Origin of the sequence: Pyrodictium occultum (assembly GCF_001462395.1) — an archaeon.
Taxonomy (GTDB): domain Archaea; phylum Thermoproteota; class Thermoprotei_A; order Sulfolobales; family Pyrodictiaceae; genus Pyrodictium; species Pyrodictium occultum.
The window spans coordinates 513683-531488 of the sequence record NZ_LNTB01000001.1 but is presented as its reverse complement, the minus strand read 5'-3'; the positions used below and the strand labels follow the sequence as shown (position 1 = coordinate 531488).

Annotated in this window: 21 protein-coding genes; 8 read left to right on the top strand and 13 right to left on the bottom strand. The window is 58.3% G+C overall.

The annotated features are described in order from the left end of the window. Positions 1-112: 112 nt before the first annotated feature. The 3 genes from CF15_RS02955 (at position 113) to CF15_RS02945 (ending at position 1952) form a co-directional block, all read left to right on the top strand. Complete coding sequence (locus CF15_RS02955) at positions 113-808, top strand: DUF47 domain-containing protein (RefSeq protein ID WP_058370462.1); 696 nt, start codon at positions 113-115, stop codon at positions 806-808. Between the two features lie 41 nt (positions 809-849). Then, on the top strand, positions 850-1398 hold the full coding sequence (gene endA / locus CF15_RS02950) for a tRNA-intron lyase (protein WP_058370461.1): 549 nt from the start codon (positions 850-852) through the stop codon (positions 1396-1398). 122 nt (positions 1399-1520) lie between these two features. Further along, complete coding sequence (locus CF15_RS02945; protein ID WP_058370460.1) at positions 1521-1952, top strand: hypothetical protein; 432 nt, start codon at positions 1521-1523, stop codon at positions 1950-1952. Positions 1953-1979: 27 nt separating this feature from the next. Here the strand turns inward: CF15_RS02945 and CF15_RS02940 are convergent, their stop codons facing one another. Both CF15_RS02940 and CF15_RS08785 read right to left on the bottom strand, forming a co-directional pair. After that, positions 1980-2561, bottom strand: coding sequence for a UbiX family flavin prenyltransferase (locus tag CF15_RS02940; protein WP_236698104.1), 582 nt, complete (start codon positions 2559-2561; stop codon positions 1980-1982). Continuing rightward, positions 2479-3360, bottom strand: coding sequence for a methyltransferase domain-containing protein (locus CF15_RS08785; protein WP_168371228.1), 882 nt, complete (start codon positions 3358-3360; stop codon positions 2479-2481). Before CF15_RS08785 ends, CF15_RS02940 begins: the two co-directional genes overlap by 83 nt. Positions 3361-3510: 150 nt before the next feature. Between CF15_RS08785 and CF15_RS02935 the strand changes: the two genes are divergently transcribed. Continuing rightward, positions 3511-4056 carry a class I SAM-dependent methyltransferase gene (locus CF15_RS02935; RefSeq protein WP_058370458.1) on the top strand — a complete coding sequence of 182 codons (546 nt, stop codon included), beginning with the start codon at positions 3511-3513 and terminating at the stop codon, positions 4054-4056. A gap of 2 nt (positions 4057-4058) precedes the next feature. Here CF15_RS02935 and CF15_RS02930 read toward each other — a convergent pair whose 3' ends face one another. Both CF15_RS02930 and CF15_RS02925 read right to left on the bottom strand, forming a co-directional pair. Continuing rightward, positions 4059-4814 (bottom strand): 5-formyltetrahydrofolate cyclo-ligase, encoded by a 756-nt coding sequence (locus CF15_RS02930; RefSeq protein WP_058370457.1) that lies wholly within the window; start codon positions 4812-4814, stop codon positions 4059-4061. A gap of 2 nt (positions 4815-4816) precedes the next feature. Then, positions 4817-5524 carry a YraN family protein gene (locus CF15_RS02925; protein ID WP_058370456.1) on the bottom strand — a complete coding sequence of 236 codons (708 nt, stop codon included), beginning with the start codon at positions 5522-5524 and terminating at the stop codon, positions 4817-4819. A 107-nt stretch (positions 5525-5631) separates the two neighbouring features. On the opposite strand from CF15_RS02925, the gene CF15_RS02920 reads away from it, so the two are divergent. Further along, on the top strand, positions 5632-6615 hold the full coding sequence (locus CF15_RS02920; protein ID WP_058370455.1) for a deoxyhypusine synthase: 984 nt from the start codon (positions 5632-5634) through the stop codon (positions 6613-6615). On the opposite strand, the gene CF15_RS02915 is transcribed toward CF15_RS02920, so the two are convergent. From CF15_RS02915 to CF15_RS02880, 8 genes are all read right to left on the bottom strand, one after another. Further along, positions 6612-7799, bottom strand: coding sequence for a radical SAM/SPASM domain-containing protein (locus CF15_RS02915; RefSeq protein WP_058370454.1), 1188 nt, complete (start codon positions 7797-7799; stop codon positions 6612-6614). The genes CF15_RS02920 and CF15_RS02915 overlap by 4 nt on opposite strands. Before the next feature lie 54 nt (positions 7800-7853). Continuing rightward, entirely contained in the window at positions 7854-8867 is a 1014-nt protein-coding gene (locus tag CF15_RS02910) for an Lrp/AsnC family transcriptional regulator (RefSeq protein ID WP_058370453.1), read from the bottom strand. Positions 8868-8915: 48 nt separating this feature from the next. Continuing rightward, entirely contained in the window at positions 8916-10184 is a 1269-nt protein-coding gene (locus CF15_RS02905; protein ID WP_058370452.1) for a TIGR04053 family radical SAM/SPASM domain-containing protein, read from the bottom strand. 157 nt (positions 10185-10341) lie between these two features. Further along, a complete protein-coding gene (gene aspS, locus CF15_RS02900) occupies positions 10342-11670 on the bottom strand; it encodes an aspartate--tRNA(Asn) ligase (RefSeq protein ID WP_058370451.1) in 1329 nt (442 codons plus the stop codon). 41 nt (positions 11671-11711) lie between these two features. Next, positions 11712-12686, bottom strand: a complete 975-nt coding sequence (locus CF15_RS02895) for a transcriptional regulator (protein WP_058370450.1) — start codon at positions 12684-12686, stop codon at positions 11712-11714. 43 nt (positions 12687-12729) lie between these two features. Beyond that, positions 12730-13167: a DUF61 family protein gene (locus CF15_RS02890; RefSeq protein ID WP_058370449.1), complete on the bottom strand. Its 438-nt coding sequence runs from the start codon at positions 13165-13167 to the stop codon at positions 12730-12732. 116 nt (positions 13168-13283) lie between these two features. Beyond that, positions 13284-14000: a fibrillarin-like rRNA/tRNA 2'-O-methyltransferase gene (locus CF15_RS02885; RefSeq protein WP_058370448.1), complete on the bottom strand. Its 717-nt coding sequence runs from the start codon at positions 13998-14000 to the stop codon at positions 13284-13286. Positions 14001-14067: 67 nt separating this feature from the next. Further along, positions 14068-15336 (bottom strand): C/D box methylation guide ribonucleoprotein complex aNOP56 subunit, encoded by a 1269-nt coding sequence (locus CF15_RS02880; RefSeq protein ID WP_058370447.1) that lies wholly within the window; start codon positions 15334-15336, stop codon positions 14068-14070. A 106-nt stretch (positions 15337-15442) separates the two neighbouring features. On the opposite strand from CF15_RS02880, the gene CF15_RS02875 reads away from it, so the two are divergent. Beyond that, a complete protein-coding gene (locus CF15_RS02875; RefSeq protein WP_058370446.1) occupies positions 15443-15796 on the top strand; it encodes a hypothetical protein in 354 nt (117 codons plus the stop codon). A gap of 25 nt (positions 15797-15821) precedes the next feature. On the opposite strand, the gene CF15_RS02870 is transcribed toward CF15_RS02875, so the two are convergent. Continuing rightward, positions 15822-16232, bottom strand: coding sequence for a hypothetical protein (locus CF15_RS02870; protein ID WP_058370445.1), 411 nt, complete (start codon positions 16230-16232; stop codon positions 15822-15824). A 148-nt stretch (positions 16233-16380) separates the two neighbouring features. Here CF15_RS02870 and CF15_RS02865 point away from each other — a divergent pair, with 148 nt between their 5' ends. Both CF15_RS02865 and CF15_RS02860 read left to right on the top strand, forming a co-directional pair. Beyond that, complete coding sequence (locus CF15_RS02865) at positions 16381-17115, top strand: hypothetical protein (protein WP_058370444.1); 735 nt, start codon at positions 16381-16383, stop codon at positions 17113-17115. After that, positions 17084-17737: a tRNA(Phe) 7-((3-amino-3-carboxypropyl)-4-demethylwyosine(37)-N(4))-methyltransferase gene (locus CF15_RS02860; RefSeq protein ID WP_083494452.1), complete on the top strand. Its 654-nt coding sequence runs from the start codon at positions 17084-17086 to the stop codon at positions 17735-17737. The genes CF15_RS02865 and CF15_RS02860 overlap by 32 nt, the downstream gene beginning before the upstream one ends. The last annotated feature ends 69 nt before the right edge of the window (positions 17738-17806 follow it).

The window sequence follows — 17806 nt, the reverse complement described above, 5'->3', positions numbered from 1 at the left end:
CACGAGAGTTGCACGGCCTGGAGCCCTAATAGCGCGTACTACACACGAGGCCGGGGAGCATTATTGTTCTAATACCCCATCCAGTCTAGCTAGGAGGGCACGGGGCCTCCATATGGCAGAGGACTACTATGACTACGACATGGAGAGGCGGCGCCGCCGGTCGCTAGCGGAGGAGAGCCTCAACGAGCAGCTCCTAGGCATAGTGAGGGCCTTGTCTGACAGCATTATTGGGCTAAGGGAGGTGGTAACAGCCCTAACAAACGTCGACGATAGGAGGCTGAGAGAGCTGCATCGGCGTGTAAAAGAGGCTAAGGAGCGCATCGAGTCTATGAAGGAGGACGCTTTAATGTACCTTGCCCGGCTAGGAGACCTGCTTAACACGGGCACGCTCTACAGGGATATATTCCTAGCTCTCACGCGCGTGGCGCAGATGGCCGAGGGAGTAGCATACCGGTCCTACCTCCTAGCGTCTAACACCAATATGTCCAGCTCTACTGTAAACGAGCTACTATCATCTATGGCCGAGAACCTGCAGAAGGAGTTCAACCAGCTCGAGGCAGCTATACAGTCGCTGACGTCCAACCCCAAGAAGAGCTACGAGAATGCTCAGCTCGTGACCAGCGTCGAGGACGATGTGGATAACCTCTACCGGCGGCTCACACTAGCCATGTATAGGGAGCTGCGCGGCGACACCGTGGCGCTCATGCTGCTACGCGACATAGTGGATATGATAGAGGATATAGCTGACATGCTGAGAGATGCCGCGGAGAATGTGAAGTTCCTAGCCCTCTACCGGGTGGCACACTAGCCCCGGTGGTGCCACCGCAGGGTGGTACAGGGGTACAAGGTATGGTGTTCCACGGTGTCCTGCTGGGCTTGCGTGTTGTGGTATTTGATCCCCGGGAGGCCCGCGAGCTGTATAGGCTGGGGTTCTACGGTAAGCCCCTGGGCATCCCAAAGCCCGGGGGCGCTGAGTTCGATGCGCCGCTTGAGCTAGGGCTAGTGGAGGCTGTATACCTGGCCGAGAAGGGGGTTCTAGAGGTCAGGGATGAGGAGGGGAGGCCTGTCGGCCCGGGAGAGCTTGCTGCGCGGGCACGCTCGGCAATACCCCGGTTTGGCCTCGTGTACAAGGTGTATCGAGAGCTACGCGATAAGGGCTATATCGCGCGCTCGGGGCTGAAGTATGGCGCAGACTTCGCAGTCTACGAGAAGGGGCCTGGGATAGACCATGCCCCATACCTGGTGCACGTGGTGGAGGCGGGCGGGGAGATAGACCCGTTAGAGATAGTGCGCGCCGGCAGGCTAAGCCACAGCGTCCGCAAAGCCTTCATCCTGGCCGTGGCGGGGCCCGGGGAGACACCGGTGAGATACCTCATGTTTAAATGGAGTAAGCCCTAATAAGATGCCCTCGTGCCACTGAGCCTGGCGTGAACAACCCCCTCCGGGAGGGGCCAGCGTAATGGCACGCGCCGGGCCGCGCCAGGTAGCCAGCCCTGCACCCCGCTACGAGGTGGCAGGCTATGTCGTTCCGCCGGGGCCGTGCACCGCCTAGAGAGCCCGGGAGGCCGCGTAGGGAGCCCAGAGGCGCCCACGGCGGGAAGCCGAGGCCCATGCCGCTCCCAGACGGCAGGTGCAACCCGCTGTGCCCCCACTTCCGCTGCCTGAACAACGCGCTGACCGTGGTCAGGAAGCCCGTGCACGGCAGAATGCAGCGCGCAGCCTACTGCCGCTGGATAGGCGACGAATGCATAGGCGGCGCCTGCCAGTACGCCGCATGCACGCTGAAAGCTCTGCTGCCGGACGGCACATGCCTCTACGCCAGGGAGAAGCGGCAGAAGGAGGCCGGGACAGAGGATCTAGAGAAAGAGCTCGAAGCCGAGGAGGAGGCCATGCAGCGCGTGGAGAGGCTAATGAGGAAGAAGGGCTACAATATAGACGACGAGCTGCTCTAACCCATGCCAAGACACCTAGCAGAGGTTTCAGCCCCCGCCCAGAGGCCCAGGCTCCTCCAAACGCCACCTCCTGTACAGCCCGTGCTCAATCCCAAGGGCATCCAGAACCTTACCTACTATAAACATCACCATATCCTCTATGGTTCTGGGCCGGTGGTAGAAGGCCGGCGAGGCAGGGAGCACCGTGGCCCCGTTCTCGGCTGCCAGGAGCATGTTGCGTATCTCCGCCAGGCCGAGAGGGGTCTCGCGCACCACTAGGACGAGGCGGCGGCGGAGGCGGAGGGTTGCCAGCGCCGCCCGCGCCACCAGGTTATCGGCGATTCCGTGGGCAACCGCTGCCAGGGTGCGGGTGCTGCAGGGGGCTACGGCCATACCCCCCGCCGGGATCCTGCTACTGCTGGCGTATGGCGCATCCAGCTCGTCATCACGGTAGACTGGGGCATCGAGCCCCCCGAGCAGGTCTACCAGACTACGCCCCATCTCCTCTCTCGCCACGAGCTCCGCGCTGCGCGTATATATCACCGCTTCAAGCATCTTCATCGAGTTGAGGGTTTCCGCAAGCCTTACCCCGTATACTATCCCGCTGGCCCCCGTTATAGCTACCAGCACCCTCCTCGCCGAATATTGCTGCGACATACCCTAATCCTCCGAGCATATACTTGCGCATATGCACAACAGCAGCTCTATTTAGGCTCTGCGAAAGGTGCTCCACGTAGTGCCCAAGCTCCTCTACATCGCACCACCCCCTTATGGTTATGCATAGCCCCCGGTACAGGCCCCAATACCTCCTAGCGAACACGAAGGCGAGGACCGGGACAGCCCAGCATATCCAAGACCTCACAAGTAGCCTCCGAACCAGCTGGCGCGGCAGGAACACGTCTCCTATAACTACGGCCCTTCTAGCAGCAGATATCATCGAGTACAATGCGGAGGATAGCGACCTGAAGTCCCGCGAGGCGTAGAAGCTCGTTACAAAGTCTGCGCCGCCACTACGTACTGGCAGACTCTCCGCTACCGCGGCTACGCGGTCGCAGAGAGGCCCGGTGCACGCTGAGGCTAGAAGCTGGACGGAGGGATCAACGGCTACTACGAAGCTGTGGGGGAGCATCCTACGTATGACTCTTACCGAGGAGCCGGGCCCGCTACCTACATCCACTACAACAGGCTGGCTATGCGCCTCCACGCCTCCAAGCAGCCGGGCTACAAGGTCTACAGCATCATGTCTAACCCTGTCCTCAATGCCTAGCGACATTATCTTATTCATGTAGTCGTATACCTGCTTTATCCTTTCTATCTGGTTTATTATAAGCTGCCACGTAGCGTTGTCTAGACGCCTTTCCTCAATCCTCTCAATCGGATTTGACAGGCTTGTAGCAAGACGTCCCTCGCGGCTACCGGGCTTGCCCAAAGCCGGCCCTCCCAGCACTCAGACAGCGGGGTACACGTTAAGGAATACTAACCCGCTTCTGCGTAATATGTGGGGGCGGCCACATAGCTAAGCCCCTGCTGCGAATACAATATCAGCGGCTCGGATGATCTAGAGTCGGCGGGGAGGGGCATGGTTCTAGGCGTATTCGCTGCGCTGCCACTACCCCTGATAGGGGTCTATGACGTCCCCTGGGTGCCCACAAGGCGGCAGCTGATAGGCCATGTTATGCGCGTAGCTAAGGTTGGAGAGAATGACGTGTTCTACGACCTCGGATGCGGGGATGGTAGAGTCGCGATAGAGGCCGCCAAGAGGGGGGCGAGGGCTGTCTGTGTCGAGATACGCCGCGACTTGATAGAGAAGGCTAAGGAGAATGCTAGGAGGGAGGGCGTATACGATAAAATAGAGTTTATCAACGATAGCTTCTTCAACGTCGAGCTTAGGGACGCCACGGTGGTGTACATGTACCTCCTCACCAGAGTTAACGCCCAGCTTAGGCCGAAGCTAGAGGCCGAGCTGAGGCCCGGGGCACGCGTCATCACGCTAGACTTTGCAGTGCCTGGCTGGAGGCCTGTTCATGTTGATAAGTACCATGTGGGAGGGCTGGCGAGGGTGATCTACCTCTACATAAGAGGTGTGAGCGACCTGCCCAGAGGCTGGCAGGGCCCGCTCCCGTAGAGCTATTCTCTGCAGGGTTTCTCCACACCCAGCCTCCCAGCCAGCTCCTGGAGCACCGGTATCTCTCGGAACTTCTTGCAGGGCAGCATGTCCCAGATTATGCCTGGAGGCTTCTCAGCCGCCTCGAAGCGTATGAGCCTGGTGGGCGTCGCCACTATATCCACCGCTAGGTCGTAGGGCTCCCTGGGTATATGGCTCACCAGCTGGAGGTCGTGTATAGTTGTGGCCACCGGGGTATTCTCGTCTATAAGCCCGAGCCCCCTCATTACGCCATATTCTATCTCGGCATAGCCCTCCCCCTTCCCGACGCGGCGGCCTCTCCGGTCCACCGCCACAGAGCCTGCAACTACGAGGTCTATGCCACCCATTGATCGTAGCTCGTCTATAGTAATCCTTCTCCCGAGCTGGAAGGCGCCTCGTATGGTGGCGGCCTTCTCGTAGAGGGTGCTGGGTATCTCCCCCGGGTCTAGGAGGAGGAAGCCCTCGCGGAGCCTCGGACTAGCCATTACGACTAGCTTGCCCTCGCGGAGAGCCGCGAGCCGGACCCACTTCTGGGGCGCGTCCGGGTTAACCTTCACCACCCGGGCGCGCTTCCACTCCGGGGTCTCGGCCAGGCGGGCGGCAGCCTCCCTGGCGCCGAGGAAGTTTGGTATACGGCCGTACACAGGCCTGGGGAAGGCAGCCACGCCGCGCTCCTCGAGCAGTCTCCACACCTGCTCCCGTATCTTCTGCTTCTCCTTGGACGCTGTGGATGCCACGCCTAGACCCCTAGTCTCCCGAGGAGCGCCTCTATCCTTTCAGCACTACTGCCGAGGCTGTCGAGCAGGGCCTGTAGACGGGACCTCTGGAGGAGTATTGCGGCCGCCAAGCGGGCGCCGCGGTAGCCTCTCCGGGCTAGCGGCGTGAGGCGGCGGAGCCACTCAAGCACACCTGCGACCTCGCGGACGCTCTTCCCAAGCATTGAGGCCGCCTCGGCAATGGTCGGGGCCTCAGCCACGGCCCGGAGTAGTTCAACCTGCTCAGGCTTCACCCGGATCGAGGGGTCTAGGAGGAGTCTAGCAGCCTCAGCCACGGCCTCCATGACGGCCCCATAGACTATGTCCTCAAGCTCCTCGGCGTCTACCAGGAAGATGTCCTCAAGCTCTATAACCTCGACGCCTAGCTTCTCTGCCAGCACGCGGGCGGACTCGTCAGCAAAGCCCTTGCAAACCACCAGCGGCCTGGCGTCCAGGAGCACGGCGTTGCTATAGACCTGGCGTACGCCGTGGACGTCGAGCCGGCCGGCCTTAACCTCCACCACATAGAGCTGGCCGTCGGGGCCCTCAGCCACTGCATCGACCTCGCCGACCTCAACGCCGTCTATGATAACCCGCTTGTGCGTCTCAAGTATCTTGTAGCCCCTCTCCTCGAGCAGCCTGAATGCTATCCGCTCACTAGCCATCCACCGCCTAGCGCCGCCGCGCGCCACGGCCTCTGCACCAGGAGAACCCTCAGCCTCTACCCGCGCCTGGTCTCCAGGCTGGCCTCTAACTCTTAACAGCTGAGCCTGTACCCCTAGGCGCTGGGGGCCCAGCAATGAGCGGGGATCGGGAGAAACTGCTCACAGAGTCGGTAAAGGATGTGGAGATAAACCCGGACCAGCCCCTCTCCAGCATAGTAGAGCTGCTGGACAACATACATGGATTCATGGCAGGCCACGTGGCTAGGGCCATACGCATACTCTCCAGGTGCCTCCCCGAGTCGGATCTACGCGTGATATCCTTCACAGCGAACCTTGTAGCAACCGGCCTGCGCGGTGTGCTAGCCCAGCTGATAAGGGAGGGCTTCTTCAACCTCATTGTAACCACGTGCGGCACCATAGACCATGACGTTGCCAGGGGGACCGGGGGCAGATACTACAAGGGCTTCTTTGAAGCCGACGACCGCATGCTGCAGAGGATGGAGATCCACAGGCTGGGCAATGTATTCATACCGGTGGAGGACTACGGGCCCCGTGTGGAGAAGACGGTCTACAAGGTCCTTGACAGGCTTGACCGCGGCAGGGAGTGGGGGGTCTACGAAATACTCTGGGAGATAGGCAGAGAGCTACGCAGCGACAGGGGGAGCATACTAGCGGCAGCAAGTGAGACGGGCACACCCATAATAGTGCCGGGGTTCCTAGACGGCGCCTTCGGCACAGCACTCTTCACCTACCTGCAGACCCACCGGGACCTCAGAGTAAACCCGTTCAAAGACGAGGAGGTCATTGCCAACAAGTTCTTCACAGCCAAGCGCGCCACCGCCCTCATAGTGGGGGGAGGAATAAGCAAGCACCACACAATCTGGTGGGCCCAGTTCCGCGAAGGGCTAGACTGCGCCGTCTACATGACCACAGCTATAGAGTACGACGGAAGCCTCAGCGGCGCGCATCCGCGTGAGGCGATAACCTGGAACAAGCTTCGACCAGAAGCGGAGAGCGTCGTGGTCTACGGGGATGCCAGCATCCTTCTCCCAGTAATAGCCGCGGGCCTACTAGCGGGTAGAAAGAGCAGAGGCTCAGGAAGGGAGGAAAGAGGCTAGAGCACAGCCCGGGGGTCTATCCCCCTCCTCTTCACTATATTCTCTATGTCAAGGAAGCAGAGCGGATCATCGCCCCACGGGTCGCCAGTCATGGCCAGGGCTCTGCCGCGGCTCCCACCGCCGCAGATACGGCGGAACGGGCAGCTGCCGCATCTGGGGCCGCGTAGGTACTTCTCCGCCTCCAGGAATGGCTTGAGCGCCGGGTTATCGGGGGTCAGTATCTCGCGCAGGCTCTTCTCACGCACATTACCCAGGGTCACCCAGTCTATGAACTGGCAGGGCTTAACAGTACCCTCCGGGTATATGCTTATACTCTTCCTGCCACAGTTGCCCTGGGCGTCAAGCATCTTTATGTAGTCGGCGAACTCCTCATTAGACTTAGCAAGCTTGTCTGCTATATATATGCCCAGGAACTGGCCCCTCACTATGAGTATCTCGAGGCTGTCAGCATACTTTCTCGCTTCGTCTATCAGCGTGTCGGCGAGCCACTTGAGCTGCTCGTGCGTTGGGAGCCAGTCCTTTATCCAGGTGCCGCGGCCGACGGTGTCGAGTAGATAGAGGCTAACCCTCTTTATACCCATGTCGTGGGCCCAGCGGAGTATCTCTGGTACCTCTTTCACGTTGTACCTGGTTATTGTGGTCCTTATGCCTACGTCGAGGCCGGCATCAATACTGTTCTTTATACCCTTGACGGTTGCCTCGAAAGCGCCTGGGACACCGCGGAACTTGTCATGCCACTCCGGCTTTATGCTGTCTATAGATATGCCTACATAGACGAAGCCATAGGAGGCGAGCTTTTCAGCTACGTCACGGGTTATTAGGGTTCCATTGGTGCTTAGGGAGAGCTTTGGCCTCCGCTTGTTAGCCATGGGCTCCATTATCTCCCAGAAATCCTCCCTTACCAGAGGCTCGCCCCCCGTGACAACCACCAGCGGGATACCTATCTCAACCATCTCTTCTGCCAGTCTACGCGCCTCCTCAGTGCTCATCTCGTCAGGCCTCTTGTTAAGCATGGCGTTTATGTAGCAATGAATACACTTTAGGTTGCACTGGTATGTTATATTCCAGAACACTATTGGGCGCAGCGCGTCCGAGAACCTGGAGGGTCTCTTGGGGCCGTAGTGGCCCTTTATACGCGTCGAAACGGTGCCCCTGCCGGTGACCATTACAGTGACTGGTATCATTTTACTCGGCCCCTCCTACGAGGATCGCCAGCTAACCATCCTAATAAATAATGCTTATCTGATCACGCCGGGCAGTAGGTCCTCAAGACTCTTGATCACCATGTAGTCGTCCATGTAGGGGCACCCGCTGAGGCGCTCGAGCACTGGCTTCACCCTTTCCTCGTCCACAGCATGTATCATGAAGTAGCATAGATGCCTCCAGCTGCCCGGCGGGGTGGCAGAGCGCTTGACAACATGGGTAGCCTCCTCGATGTTGTCTACAACCCAGCTGCAGAGGTCCTCCAGCTGGTCCATGTTACGGGGAGCTATGGTCACCATTCCGTTGAATATGAAGCCCAGCCTATGACCGTCGAGAGCGGCGCCGGGGTCGCCTAGTATGCCCTTATCCAGCATCTCCTTCATAGCGGCCACTACCTCGTCTTCCGACATGTTGAATTGCCTTGCTATCACAGCATAGGGGTGTGGCTCCAGCGGCAGAACCCTCAATGCGCGGGCGAGGGCCGTGGTATAGCCGAGGTCTTCCGGCCGAGGCGGACGGAGCGCCACCTTGCTCATAGGCCCGGCCCTGCTAACGCCTCTTTCAAGGTCATACTTCACGCTGAGCCGTAGCGTCTTCTCGCCCCAGAGTACCAGCCACCGGCCGGTGCCGTAGAGCTCGGCGGCGCGCCTGGCAGCCTCCACTATCCTCTCCGGGTCCCTATGCTTACCCACAACCCATAGGTTGTATACTGGGTGGTCGCGGAGATAGCTATGCGTGACATCCTCTAGCATCTCCAGGAGGAGCCTGGTGGCCTCATTCGGCCTACTGGTCTCAATCGCTATGAGGGCTCCGCGTTTGCGGGCCGCGCGGTAGTTGAAGTAGAAGCCGACCCGCTTGAGTATCCTCTTCTCCCTAAGCTCCCGGAGCACCGCCAGCAGCCTCTCCACGCTGACGCCAAGCCTGTCGGCGACGTCACAGTAGGGGGTCGCTGTCAGCGGGAAGCGGTACTGGAGCTCCATGAGCGCTTCTGCCGCCAGCTCGCTCCCAAGCCTCTCGAGGACGCCTGGGGCGAGGCCAGCCAGTGCCATGGAGTACCACCTCCTACGAGCGGCCGGCCATTTATACGCGGGGTAAGGCTAGGAGCCCGGAGATTCGCCGGGTAGGGGAGGGAGCACGTGCCTCAGCCCCTCTATCTCCTCGACAGCCCTCCGGGTGTCTAGGCCGAGCTTTTCAATGAGCCTGGCGAACTCTCCAGGAGTGTAGGGGCACGCGGGGTCCTCACCCAGGGGGTCGGCGCGCAGCACGTAGGCGCGGGCCCTACTGCCACCGCAGATGTCGCGGAACTCGCAGGCGCCGCACCTCCCCCTGAACTCGGCGGCGCGTATCTTCCTGAGCACCGGGTTCTCCCGGTAAATCTTTACTATGCTCTCCCTCCTCACACTCCCCACGGGATAGGGCATGAAGCCGCTCGGGTAGACCAGGCCGTCATGAGAGATGAATATTATGCCCTTGCCGTCGCGCGTGCCGGTGGTCGAAGCCAATGGCTTGCCGCGGGGCTCCCCAAGGAGGCTGCGAAGCCTGGAGACTAGGCGCCGGTAGAGCGGCCCAGGCTTCAACACCTCGTCGGGGTCATAGCCGTGGAGTTCGAGTAGCCTGCGCATTATAGCTACGCGCCTGAACATGGGGCCCTCCGTCGTACGCACTACTATGCCGTACTTAGAGGCCTCGTAGAGGAAGTGGCTTACATCCTCCCACTCCTGGGGTGTTAGATCAAGCTCCCTCTGGGCACGGCCGACGGGTATGAGGTAGAAGACTTCCCAGACGCGTATACCAAGGTCTAGCAGGAGCTTAACCATGTCGGCTAGATCCTCCACGTTGTCACGCATGACGGCCGTGTTTACCTGCACACGTAGACCAAAGCCCATCATCTTCTTTATGACCTCTATGCTCCTATTGAAAACACCTGGAATACCGCGTATGCTGTCATGTATCTCCGGCTTACTCCCATCAATACTTATGCTCACACCGTCAACGCCGAGCTCAACCATCTTACTTATAGCCTCGTTTGTGAGCTTCGGGCTCACAGCAGGAGCCATAGCAACTCTTATCCCGCGCTCCTTGGCCCTCGCTACAAGGCTCCATATATCCTTCCTCATCAAGGGATCTCCACCGGTAAACACTAGTATCGGGGAGGGCTTGCCGAAGCCAGCTATATCGTCGATGAGCCTCACCGCCTCCTCGTGGCTAAGCTCTCCGGGCAGGGGCTCAAGGATCGCGGAAGCACGGCAGTGCTTACAGGCTAGCATGCAAGCCTTAGTAGTCTCCCAGAATATTAGCAGGGGTTTCTCCTCGAAGGGCCAGCGCCGATGAAGCACCACGTGGTGGCTGCTATGCGATTGCCCCATCATTAACCCCGTTTAAATAAGACTGCTCCCGAATAATCATTTATAATCATTCCTCCGTAGCATCCAGGCCGGCGTGATGAGGCTAGACGACGCAGAGGCCAATACCGCCCCGATGAAGAGGCGCTGGGGGCTGACCCAACCCTGCTAGAAGGGTGGACTATGGCACCAGCCTCTCCGGGTCACGTGGAAGCAGCCGTGCCTCACGTATGTTCCCGAGGCCGAGCAGCTGCATTACAACCCTCTCCAGGCCTATCCCCGCGCCTCCATGGGGCGGGGCTCCGAACCGGAACATGTTGAGGTACCATTCGAAGCTCTTAGGGTTCAACCCCTTCTCCTCTATCTGCCTCAATAACACCTCGTAGCGGTGCTCTCGCTGTCCGCCGGTAGCTATCTCGAGCCCACGGAAGAGCAGGTCGAAGCTAAGCGTCCACTCCGGGTCATCAGGCTTTCTCATCGTGTAGAAGGGCCTGGCGCGCCACGGGTACTCGGTAACGAACACCATGGGGGAGCCGTACTCCCTTTCTATTATCTCGCCGAGCCTCCTCTCCGCTTCACTACTCAAATCCTCCCCCCATTCAACCGGTACACCAGCTGACTCCAGGAGCTTGTACGCCTCACGTATGGTTATCCTCGGTATCTCCTTAGGCTCCTCGAGCCTGGCGTCCGGGAAGTACTCCCTTATCCGGTCACCGTAGACCTCTATAACCCGCCTCACCATAGCCCTCACAACGCCTTCAACAGTGTCCATCACGTCCTCAAAGCTGTCTATGAAGCCCATCTCCAGGTCGAGGCTAGTGTACTCTGTCAGATGGCGCGTCGTATGATGAGGTTCGGCACGGAAGGCCGGGCCTATCTCGAAGACGCGTTCGAAGCCAGATATGACGCCCATCTGCTTGTAGAGCTGGGGAGACTGCGCGAGAAAGGCCGGCTTATCAAAGTAAACCAAGCTGAAGACCTCGGCACCGCCCTCTGTAGCTGCGCCGACTATCTTGGGTGTGAATATCTCCACAAACCCGTGCTCGTAGAACCAGTCCCTGGCAGCCCTGGCCATCTCTGCCTCCACTAGGAATATCAACATGTTCCTGGGGTTTCGCAGATCGAGGAATCTCCAGTCAAGCCTCTTCGCCAGTGTAGTCTTCCGATAGTCCCTTATATCTATGGGTAGCGGCTCGGCCTCGGAGTAGACAACTAGCTCGCTAACAACGAGCTCGCGGCCGCCTAGGGCGGCCTTGCTCTCCACCAGAGCGCCTCTCGCAGCTATAACACTCTCCGGGTTCAAGCTCTTGGCGATCTTCCATGACTCCTTTGAGACATTCCTCTTGACGACAAGCTGCATCTTTCCAGTGCGGTCTCTGAGGATAATGAAGACGATGCCTCCATGAGCTCTAACCGTGTCCACCCAGCCGGCTACGGTATACTCTTTCCCCACCTCACCCTTACCGAGGAGATCGGCTATATAAACGCGGTCACGCAGCCTTATCGCCAACCAGGGCTCCCAGGGGAGCCGACGGGTCGGTAGCCTTCTTTTTAAGAGCTATTACCTATAGGTCGTTCGTGAGCCTCACCGGGCTCCCCAGATTCAACCTCGGAAGCGAACTCCTCGAGGCTCCTATACACCTGGGCGCCATATTCCTCTAGGCCCGAGGCACCGCTCCTCCTGGTTATGGCTATCACTCTGGCAAGTACCCTGGAAGCAACCTTGGCTGCCTCGTAGACCCTCTTCTCCAGCCTACGTTCCCTCTTACGCTCTATAACTATCAGCATCTTGTCAGCTCCTATCCTGGCAACCACGTCCGGCGGTATACGCTTAGTCTCCACAGCGTCGCCGCCAGCTCTCGCTATAGCCTCCAGCGCCTTGCCTACATCGCCGTGGGGGCTTCCATGCCTCACTAGCATGTGCCGTCTCGGTTCGGGCTTCTCGCCAAGTATTGGTATAGGCTTGAATACCTCCTCACCGAATATTTCCATAAGCTTCAGCGCCGTGCTCAGCGATACATCCACCTCTTCTTGCTCGTACATGTAGACGCTTCTGCGGCTTACGCTCAGCAGCGATGCTAGGTCGCCTAGGCTGTATCCCTTCCGGGTGCGCTCCTCGCGCAGTCTTTCGCCGTTTATCCTCATGTAGTAGTTGCCCTGTCTCTTCACTACATAGATGGAGTTGTCTAGAGCTGCTTCAAGCCCCTCAGTGTTCACCACGTAGACGCCGGACCTCTCGTGGGCAACCATGTAGTCTAGCTCGGTATCGCCGTCCCTGTCGGCAACCACTAGGCTCGCTGCGTCTAGTAGTAGGCTGCACCCACGAAGCTCACGGAACTCTCTGGGCTGGAGGCTTGCAGCATCCTCGACTACCTTCACCAGCAGCGGGCTGCCGCCGCTACGAGAGGCCACTATGTCTATGCTGCGTCTCCTAGGGTCTTCAGGATACACTATCTTCTCTACGCTATAGCCGTGGGACTGTAGCGTCCTTATGGTTTCCCACATTACCTCATCCAGGCTCCGCATTGACCCCATCCTCCTTGCAGGCCTCCCTTGCTTTACCCAGCACTCATACTGAAATTGATAGGGAGACGATTATAAGGGTTTTAAACGAGGAGAGCAGGCGGGCCATTTCACTCCTGGTAAGCCTCCACTTCTCGACGGTTATGTCGCCGGCGAGGAGTAGGCCCAGGGCCTTGGCGGCCCACTTGTCCGGACCCGCCAGCCGGTATTGGCCCACTTCGCCCACGCGCGAGTATATGAAGTAAAAGGGAAGCTTTACCAGGCTGTGCATGTACCAGGGGAGCCGCTGGCGAAGCCTCTCGAGGTCATCCCGGTCGAGCACGTGGCGGCTGCCTGACGCCAACCGCACGCTGGGCTTCTCCTCCTCGAGCAGGACGCTGAGGGGCTTGTACTCCACGGGGCGAATAGAGCTGAAGAACTGTTTATCCATATGTATCCTACGGTACAGATGGAGATAGAGCTTGTCTGCGGCTGTAGAATCCATAGTCATAACTCCCGAGGCCCCCCGAGGGGTGGCAAGGGCGTAGCAGGTGCTTGGAGGCTACCACCATACAGATAGCAGCCTAGTGGTGCCTCCATGCTAAAACCTTGAGGGGCCTCCTAGGCCCCCTGCTTCTGGGGCCTATACCTTGCATACACCATTGCGTGGTCCCTATCGAAGGGTTCCAGGTGCACCATATCTATTATCTCGAAGCCCCTGTTCTTCAGCTCGTCTATCTGGCTACGGAACACCTCGCTCGGCTCCTTGGTCACATCAATGCTCCTAGCCTTTATAGCCATTAGCAGGTAGCCTCCCTCCCTCAGGAAGTAGTCAGCATTGTCCGCCACTATGGTTGCCTGGTCAGGCTGGGCTACGTCAGCATATATCCCGTCTACGAGTTCAACTATGTGGCGGTACTCGTAGGGCCTCCTAGCGTCGGCGAGCAAGGGGAACATGTTGGGCCTGGTCTCACAGACGGCTATAAGCTCCCTCATTACACGTGGCGCTACATCGAGCGCGTAGAGCTTGCCTCTGGGGCCCAGTAAGTCGGATACATGGCTGGGTGTTGTACCGGTAGCGGCGCCTAGGTAGAGTATCTGGTGCCCAGGCTTTATCGGGAGCTCCTCGATGCCCTTAAGCAGGGCTGCGGCAAGCTTGCTGCGGTAGGGGTTCCACTCGCGCAGCTCCTTGTCTCCCCACTTGAAGAGCCTCTCTCCATAGACCCTCTTCCCTGGAGCTAGGTTGACCGTGGCAAGCCTCGTGGATCCGTCCTCCAGCTCGACCACGTAGACGTTCTTGTAGCGGTCATGCTCATATACATTGACGACCTCAACCATTCCTCTACCACCTCATACTACTCCACGATGGAGCCTGCCCCTGGGCTAGCCGGGGCGTGCAAGGGAGCTACCTCCCCTTTCTTCTCCCCTTCCTGCCCCTGCCCTTACCACCCTTTCCGCCGCGGCTGGGCCGTGCCGGTTTAGCGGGTCTAGCAGGCTTTGCAGGCTTTATCTCCTTCCTCTTGGGCGGCTTCTTATATATCCTCTTTATCTCCTCTATCCTCTTCCTCAGAGCCTCCTTCAGCTTATCGCCGATGTACCTGCCCGTGAAGTAGTCCACCTTAGCTGCTATAGCGAGCTTAGCGGCGAGAGCCCTAGCTATCTTACCACGCTGCCAACGGGGGCTACGATGAATGTCGGGATACTGGAATATCACGCCATGCTTCGGCGGCTTCCCTCCCGTGCGTAGGGCGCGGAAGAGCGCCTTCTCGGCGCCCAGCACCTGGATGGTGCTGGCTGGCATATAGGCTAGCTCCTCCAGGCTGCCTGCAAGGCTTATGAGCCTCGCGCCTAGCAGTGGGCCGACTAGCGCTGTTACATTGGGGGCTACTTCCTTCATTACCTGGGCTATGTAGTCTGAGAGGTCTCTACGCAGCTTATAGAGCTCAAGCGTGATCCTCGCCAGTCTCTGCATAGGCTGTATGTCGAACTCCGGGTAGTCGGCGCCCATGCTCTTAGCGGCCGCCTCTGCAATCTTCTTGGCCTTCTCCTCGCTGAAACCGAGCTTCACTAGGTTTTCAACAGTTATATTGTCACGGTGGCCCAGCTCAGCCACTATCTTCACATAGTCTTCATGCTCGCGGACTAGATCGTCTAGCTCTGGGAAGTGGAGGCTGTACCACTCGCGGAGCCTTGCAGCGAACAAGTTAGTCGTCTTATCTATATCGTCTATGGCTCTTATAGCCTGGGCTGCTAGGAGGTCACGCTTCTGAGCGGCGCGACGTAGCTTTCTCCGGGTCATCTCAATGGTGAATTCATGCAGGAGCTTATAGTACTCGTCTACATCCTTAACGAACCCGGTGCTGGAGGCTATCTCGGCCGCTTGGTTCCTAAAGTGGCGGGCTATCTCATTGGCAGGCCTAACCTCAACCTCAAAGCCCTTGCTAGATGCCACCTTGGCCATCTCAGTGGTCTCAACGACTACGGTGGCGATACCCCTCTCTTTAAGCTTCTCAAGAAGCCTAAGATACGCTGCCGTCGGCTCGCCTCGCTCCACCTTGAGTGCCTCCTCTACTATATCGTCAAGGCTTTTTGACACATGCTCGTATGCCACTAGTTCCCTATCCTCATTGAGGGCGTAGCTGCCGGTAAAATGGTCAACAATATAAACCTTCATGGCCGAAATTACCTCCCTAACGACACCCCTTTAGGGCTAGCCCTACAGAGGAGACTATTTAAGTATTCCATTCCACTATCACCGGGTAAAATCGGTGGTTGGAGCTATGGGTGAGGAGCGTAGAAGCCAGGACACCGGTAATAGTGGGGAGAAGAAACTGGCAATATTCCAGGGGGAGGCACGTATAGGAGAAGTAATGCAGGGCATCCAAGCTATACAGCTGAAGCCGGAGGACTTCAGCAGCCCCGTCGCACTACAGATGGCACTAAGCAGAATATACGACGCTGTGCTCAAGGTGCTTGAGACGGGACCTAAGAAGCGGTACATAGCCGAGGTAAGATTCACGGACAGTATTGGTAACAACGTGGTCTTCGCAGTGGACCTGGGAGAGTCCCCGCCCCCGTTCTCCAGGGACAAGGTGAAGGCACGCATAATGGTGGAGATCTACGAGGAGGACTAGAGCTGAAGCCCCTGGCCCCTGGAGGCTACGGGCACTCCAGCTCTAGTCCGCTCCTCGGTATTATTTGGGCTAGCTTCCTACAATACTCCCTATCCATAACTAGTATGGCTGGCTTGGAGCCGCTGGCAGTTTTGACCTCCGCCTCTACCCCACGGCGGCGTAGCCTCCCGGCAATGTAGCGGGTAAGGGCTTCGTCTAGAAGCTCCTCGAGGCTGCGTATACAGTACACCATGGGCCTGGCCCTCTGAAGAAACCCCTTCCTTACTAGCTGCCGGAGCAGCGATCTCGCAAGCCTCTTGCTCCCAGTTAGTACTGTCAAGACGTCAACCGCTTCTCCCGCGTTTATACACGTGTCCTTGGAGCCGCTCTCTCCCGCATACTTCAATAGCAGGTAGTAGGCTAGGAACTCGCGGCGCTTCGGCCACCGCCTCATCAAGGCTTCTAAGGCCCCAGAATTAGCTGCTCAGATAGGGCGAAGGGTAGATAGAGGCTAGGCTCTCTCATAGCAACTGCCCGATGAGGACCCATGTAAGGGCTGAGCGACGCGATGAAGTGTAACCAGGCTGCTGAGGGGTGCCGATGCCATGCCGCAGATACCTGCTGGCAGCGTTGTATACCTCATAGAGCATCTGCTCTCGGAGCCGGGGAAGCTCAGGGAGGTACTCTCAATAATATCTGGGGGCAAGTGTAAGTGCATGATTGCGGACATGCCGTTCACCGCTGTTCTGGAGAATAACGGGTTCACCGTGGAGCAGGTAGTAGGCGTGGGCAGCATCATATGCCCGCCCGGCTGCGGCGATAGCGGAGTGACAGTCCATGCATCAACATGGGGGTATGGTAGGCTGGTTCCCGGGGATAGGACGTGCATTGTAGCAGCGTCGGAAGAGGTTGCCGCCCTCATACGCTCGCCAGGCATCCGGGTTGTTGAGGTGGATTATGAGGAATTCTTCGAGAACGTGGTAAGGAAAGGCCTGAACGGGGTAATGGTAGTATCCAAGGACTATGGTGGACTCGAAGTGCAGGAAAGGGGTGGCATATGCGGCAACCTGTATTCGCACAACCCGTTGCACCCGGCGGGTGCTGTTGGGAAGCCCAGCCCCAGCTGCTGCATAGAGAATATATACGAGATAGTGGGACCCAGGGCAAGACTTATTAATAAGATACTGTCCGTGAATGACGTCAGCATAATAGGCGAAGTCAAGGGCATTGGGGAAGGGCTGATACTCTTCTTCAACCCCGTAAGGGCCAGCGGCTACGCCTCACTAGCCGCATGGCTAGGTGTAATGTATGCATGTGGCTCCACAGCCGAGTACATGTAACACCGCTGAGTGGCGAGGCCTGCGTAGAAGACTCCTTGAAAGCCTCCGTGAGGCGTCTACAAGAAACGAGCTAGACCAAGACATCATGGATGTTCTTGAAGCTCTGAACTCTATACCATGCATAGCAACATCCAGCTCCTGCAGTGGCCGCATAGCCGTGTTCTCCGCACCCACGCCCGGCGACAAGAGGCATGGAGGTATTGTACGAAAGTGGCATAAGCCCATAGGGCCACAAGAGCTTGAGGAGGCCGTCAGAGAGGCCATGAACGCTAACCATAGCTACCTCTGGGCAGCCGCACAGCCCCCAATACTGGCGCTCCACACATGCAGCATTGCTATGGCAGAGCTTCTAGCCAGCATAGCTGTCAGGGCTGGCTATAAGTATACGGGGTACCGCTATACATCCAGGTCCTACTACATGTTCATATTCGGCACCGAGCGGATAGACATACCTATAATGTTCAGGGGAAGGTTCGTAGCCACGCGGAATTATAGCTTGCTGGCTGAGCTCCTCAACTCCTACCTAGCATTGGGGAAGCGTAAACTGGATAGGCTGCGTAGGGCTATAGCATCGATGCTGGACGTGCTACGCACGGGCTGTGAAGAGGCTACCCTATCCTGAGGCGGTTTATGCTGAGCATCGACCTCTCAGAGCCCGCTTCCTAGGGCCGTAGGTCTCCTCAGGATAAAG

Excerpts from the sequence above, each read along its gene's own strand:
- CF15_RS02955 (WP_058370462.1), top strand. The coding sequence starts at position 113 with ATGGCAGAGGACTACTATGACTACGACATGGAGAGGCGGCGCCGCCGG.
- endA (WP_058370461.1), top strand. The coding sequence starts at position 850 with ATGGTGTTCCACGGTGTCCTGCTGGGCTTGCGTGTTGTGGTATTTGAT.
- CF15_RS02945 (WP_058370460.1), top strand. The coding sequence starts at position 1,521 with ATGTCGTTCCGCCGGGGCCGTGCACCGCCTAGAGAGCCCGGGAGGCCG.
- CF15_RS02935 (WP_058370458.1), top strand. The coding sequence starts at position 3,511 with ATGGTTCTAGGCGTATTCGCTGCGCTGCCACTACCCCTGATAGGGGTC.
- CF15_RS02920 (WP_058370455.1), top strand. The coding sequence starts at position 5,632 with ATGAGCGGGGATCGGGAGAAACTGCTCACAGAGTCGGTAAAGGATGTG.
- CF15_RS02915 (WP_058370454.1), bottom strand. The coding sequence starts at position 7,799 with ATGATACCAGTCACTGTAATGGTCACCGGCAGGGGCACCGTTTCGACG.
- CF15_RS02910 (WP_058370453.1), bottom strand. The coding sequence starts at position 8,867 with ATGGCACTGGCTGGCCTCGCCCCAGGCGTCCTCGAGAGGCTTGGGAGC.
- CF15_RS02905 (WP_058370452.1), bottom strand. The coding sequence starts at position 10,184 with ATGGGGCAATCGCATAGCAGCCACCACGTGGTGCTTCATCGGCGCTGG.
- CF15_RS02895 (WP_058370450.1), bottom strand. The coding sequence starts at position 12,686 with ATGCGGAGCCTGGATGAGGTAATGTGGGAAACCATAAGGACGCTACAG.
- CF15_RS02890 (WP_058370449.1), bottom strand. The coding sequence starts at position 13,167 with ATGGATTCTACAGCCGCAGACAAGCTCTATCTCCATCTGTACCGTAGG.
- CF15_RS02885 (WP_058370448.1), bottom strand. The coding sequence starts at position 14,000 with ATGGTTGAGGTCGTCAATGTATATGAGCATGACCGCTACAAGAACGTC.
- CF15_RS02880 (WP_058370447.1), bottom strand. The coding sequence starts at position 15,336 with ATGAAGGTTTATATTGTTGACCATTTTACCGGCAGCTACGCCCTCAAT.
- CF15_RS02875 (WP_058370446.1), top strand. The coding sequence starts at position 15,443 with ATGGGTGAGGAGCGTAGAAGCCAGGACACCGGTAATAGTGGGGAGAAG.
- CF15_RS02865 (WP_058370444.1), top strand. The coding sequence starts at position 16,381 with ATGCCGCAGATACCTGCTGGCAGCGTTGTATACCTCATAGAGCATCTG.
- CF15_RS02860 (WP_083494452.1), top strand. The coding sequence starts at position 17,084 with ATGCATGTGGCTCCACAGCCGAGTACATGTAACACCGCTGAGTGGCGA.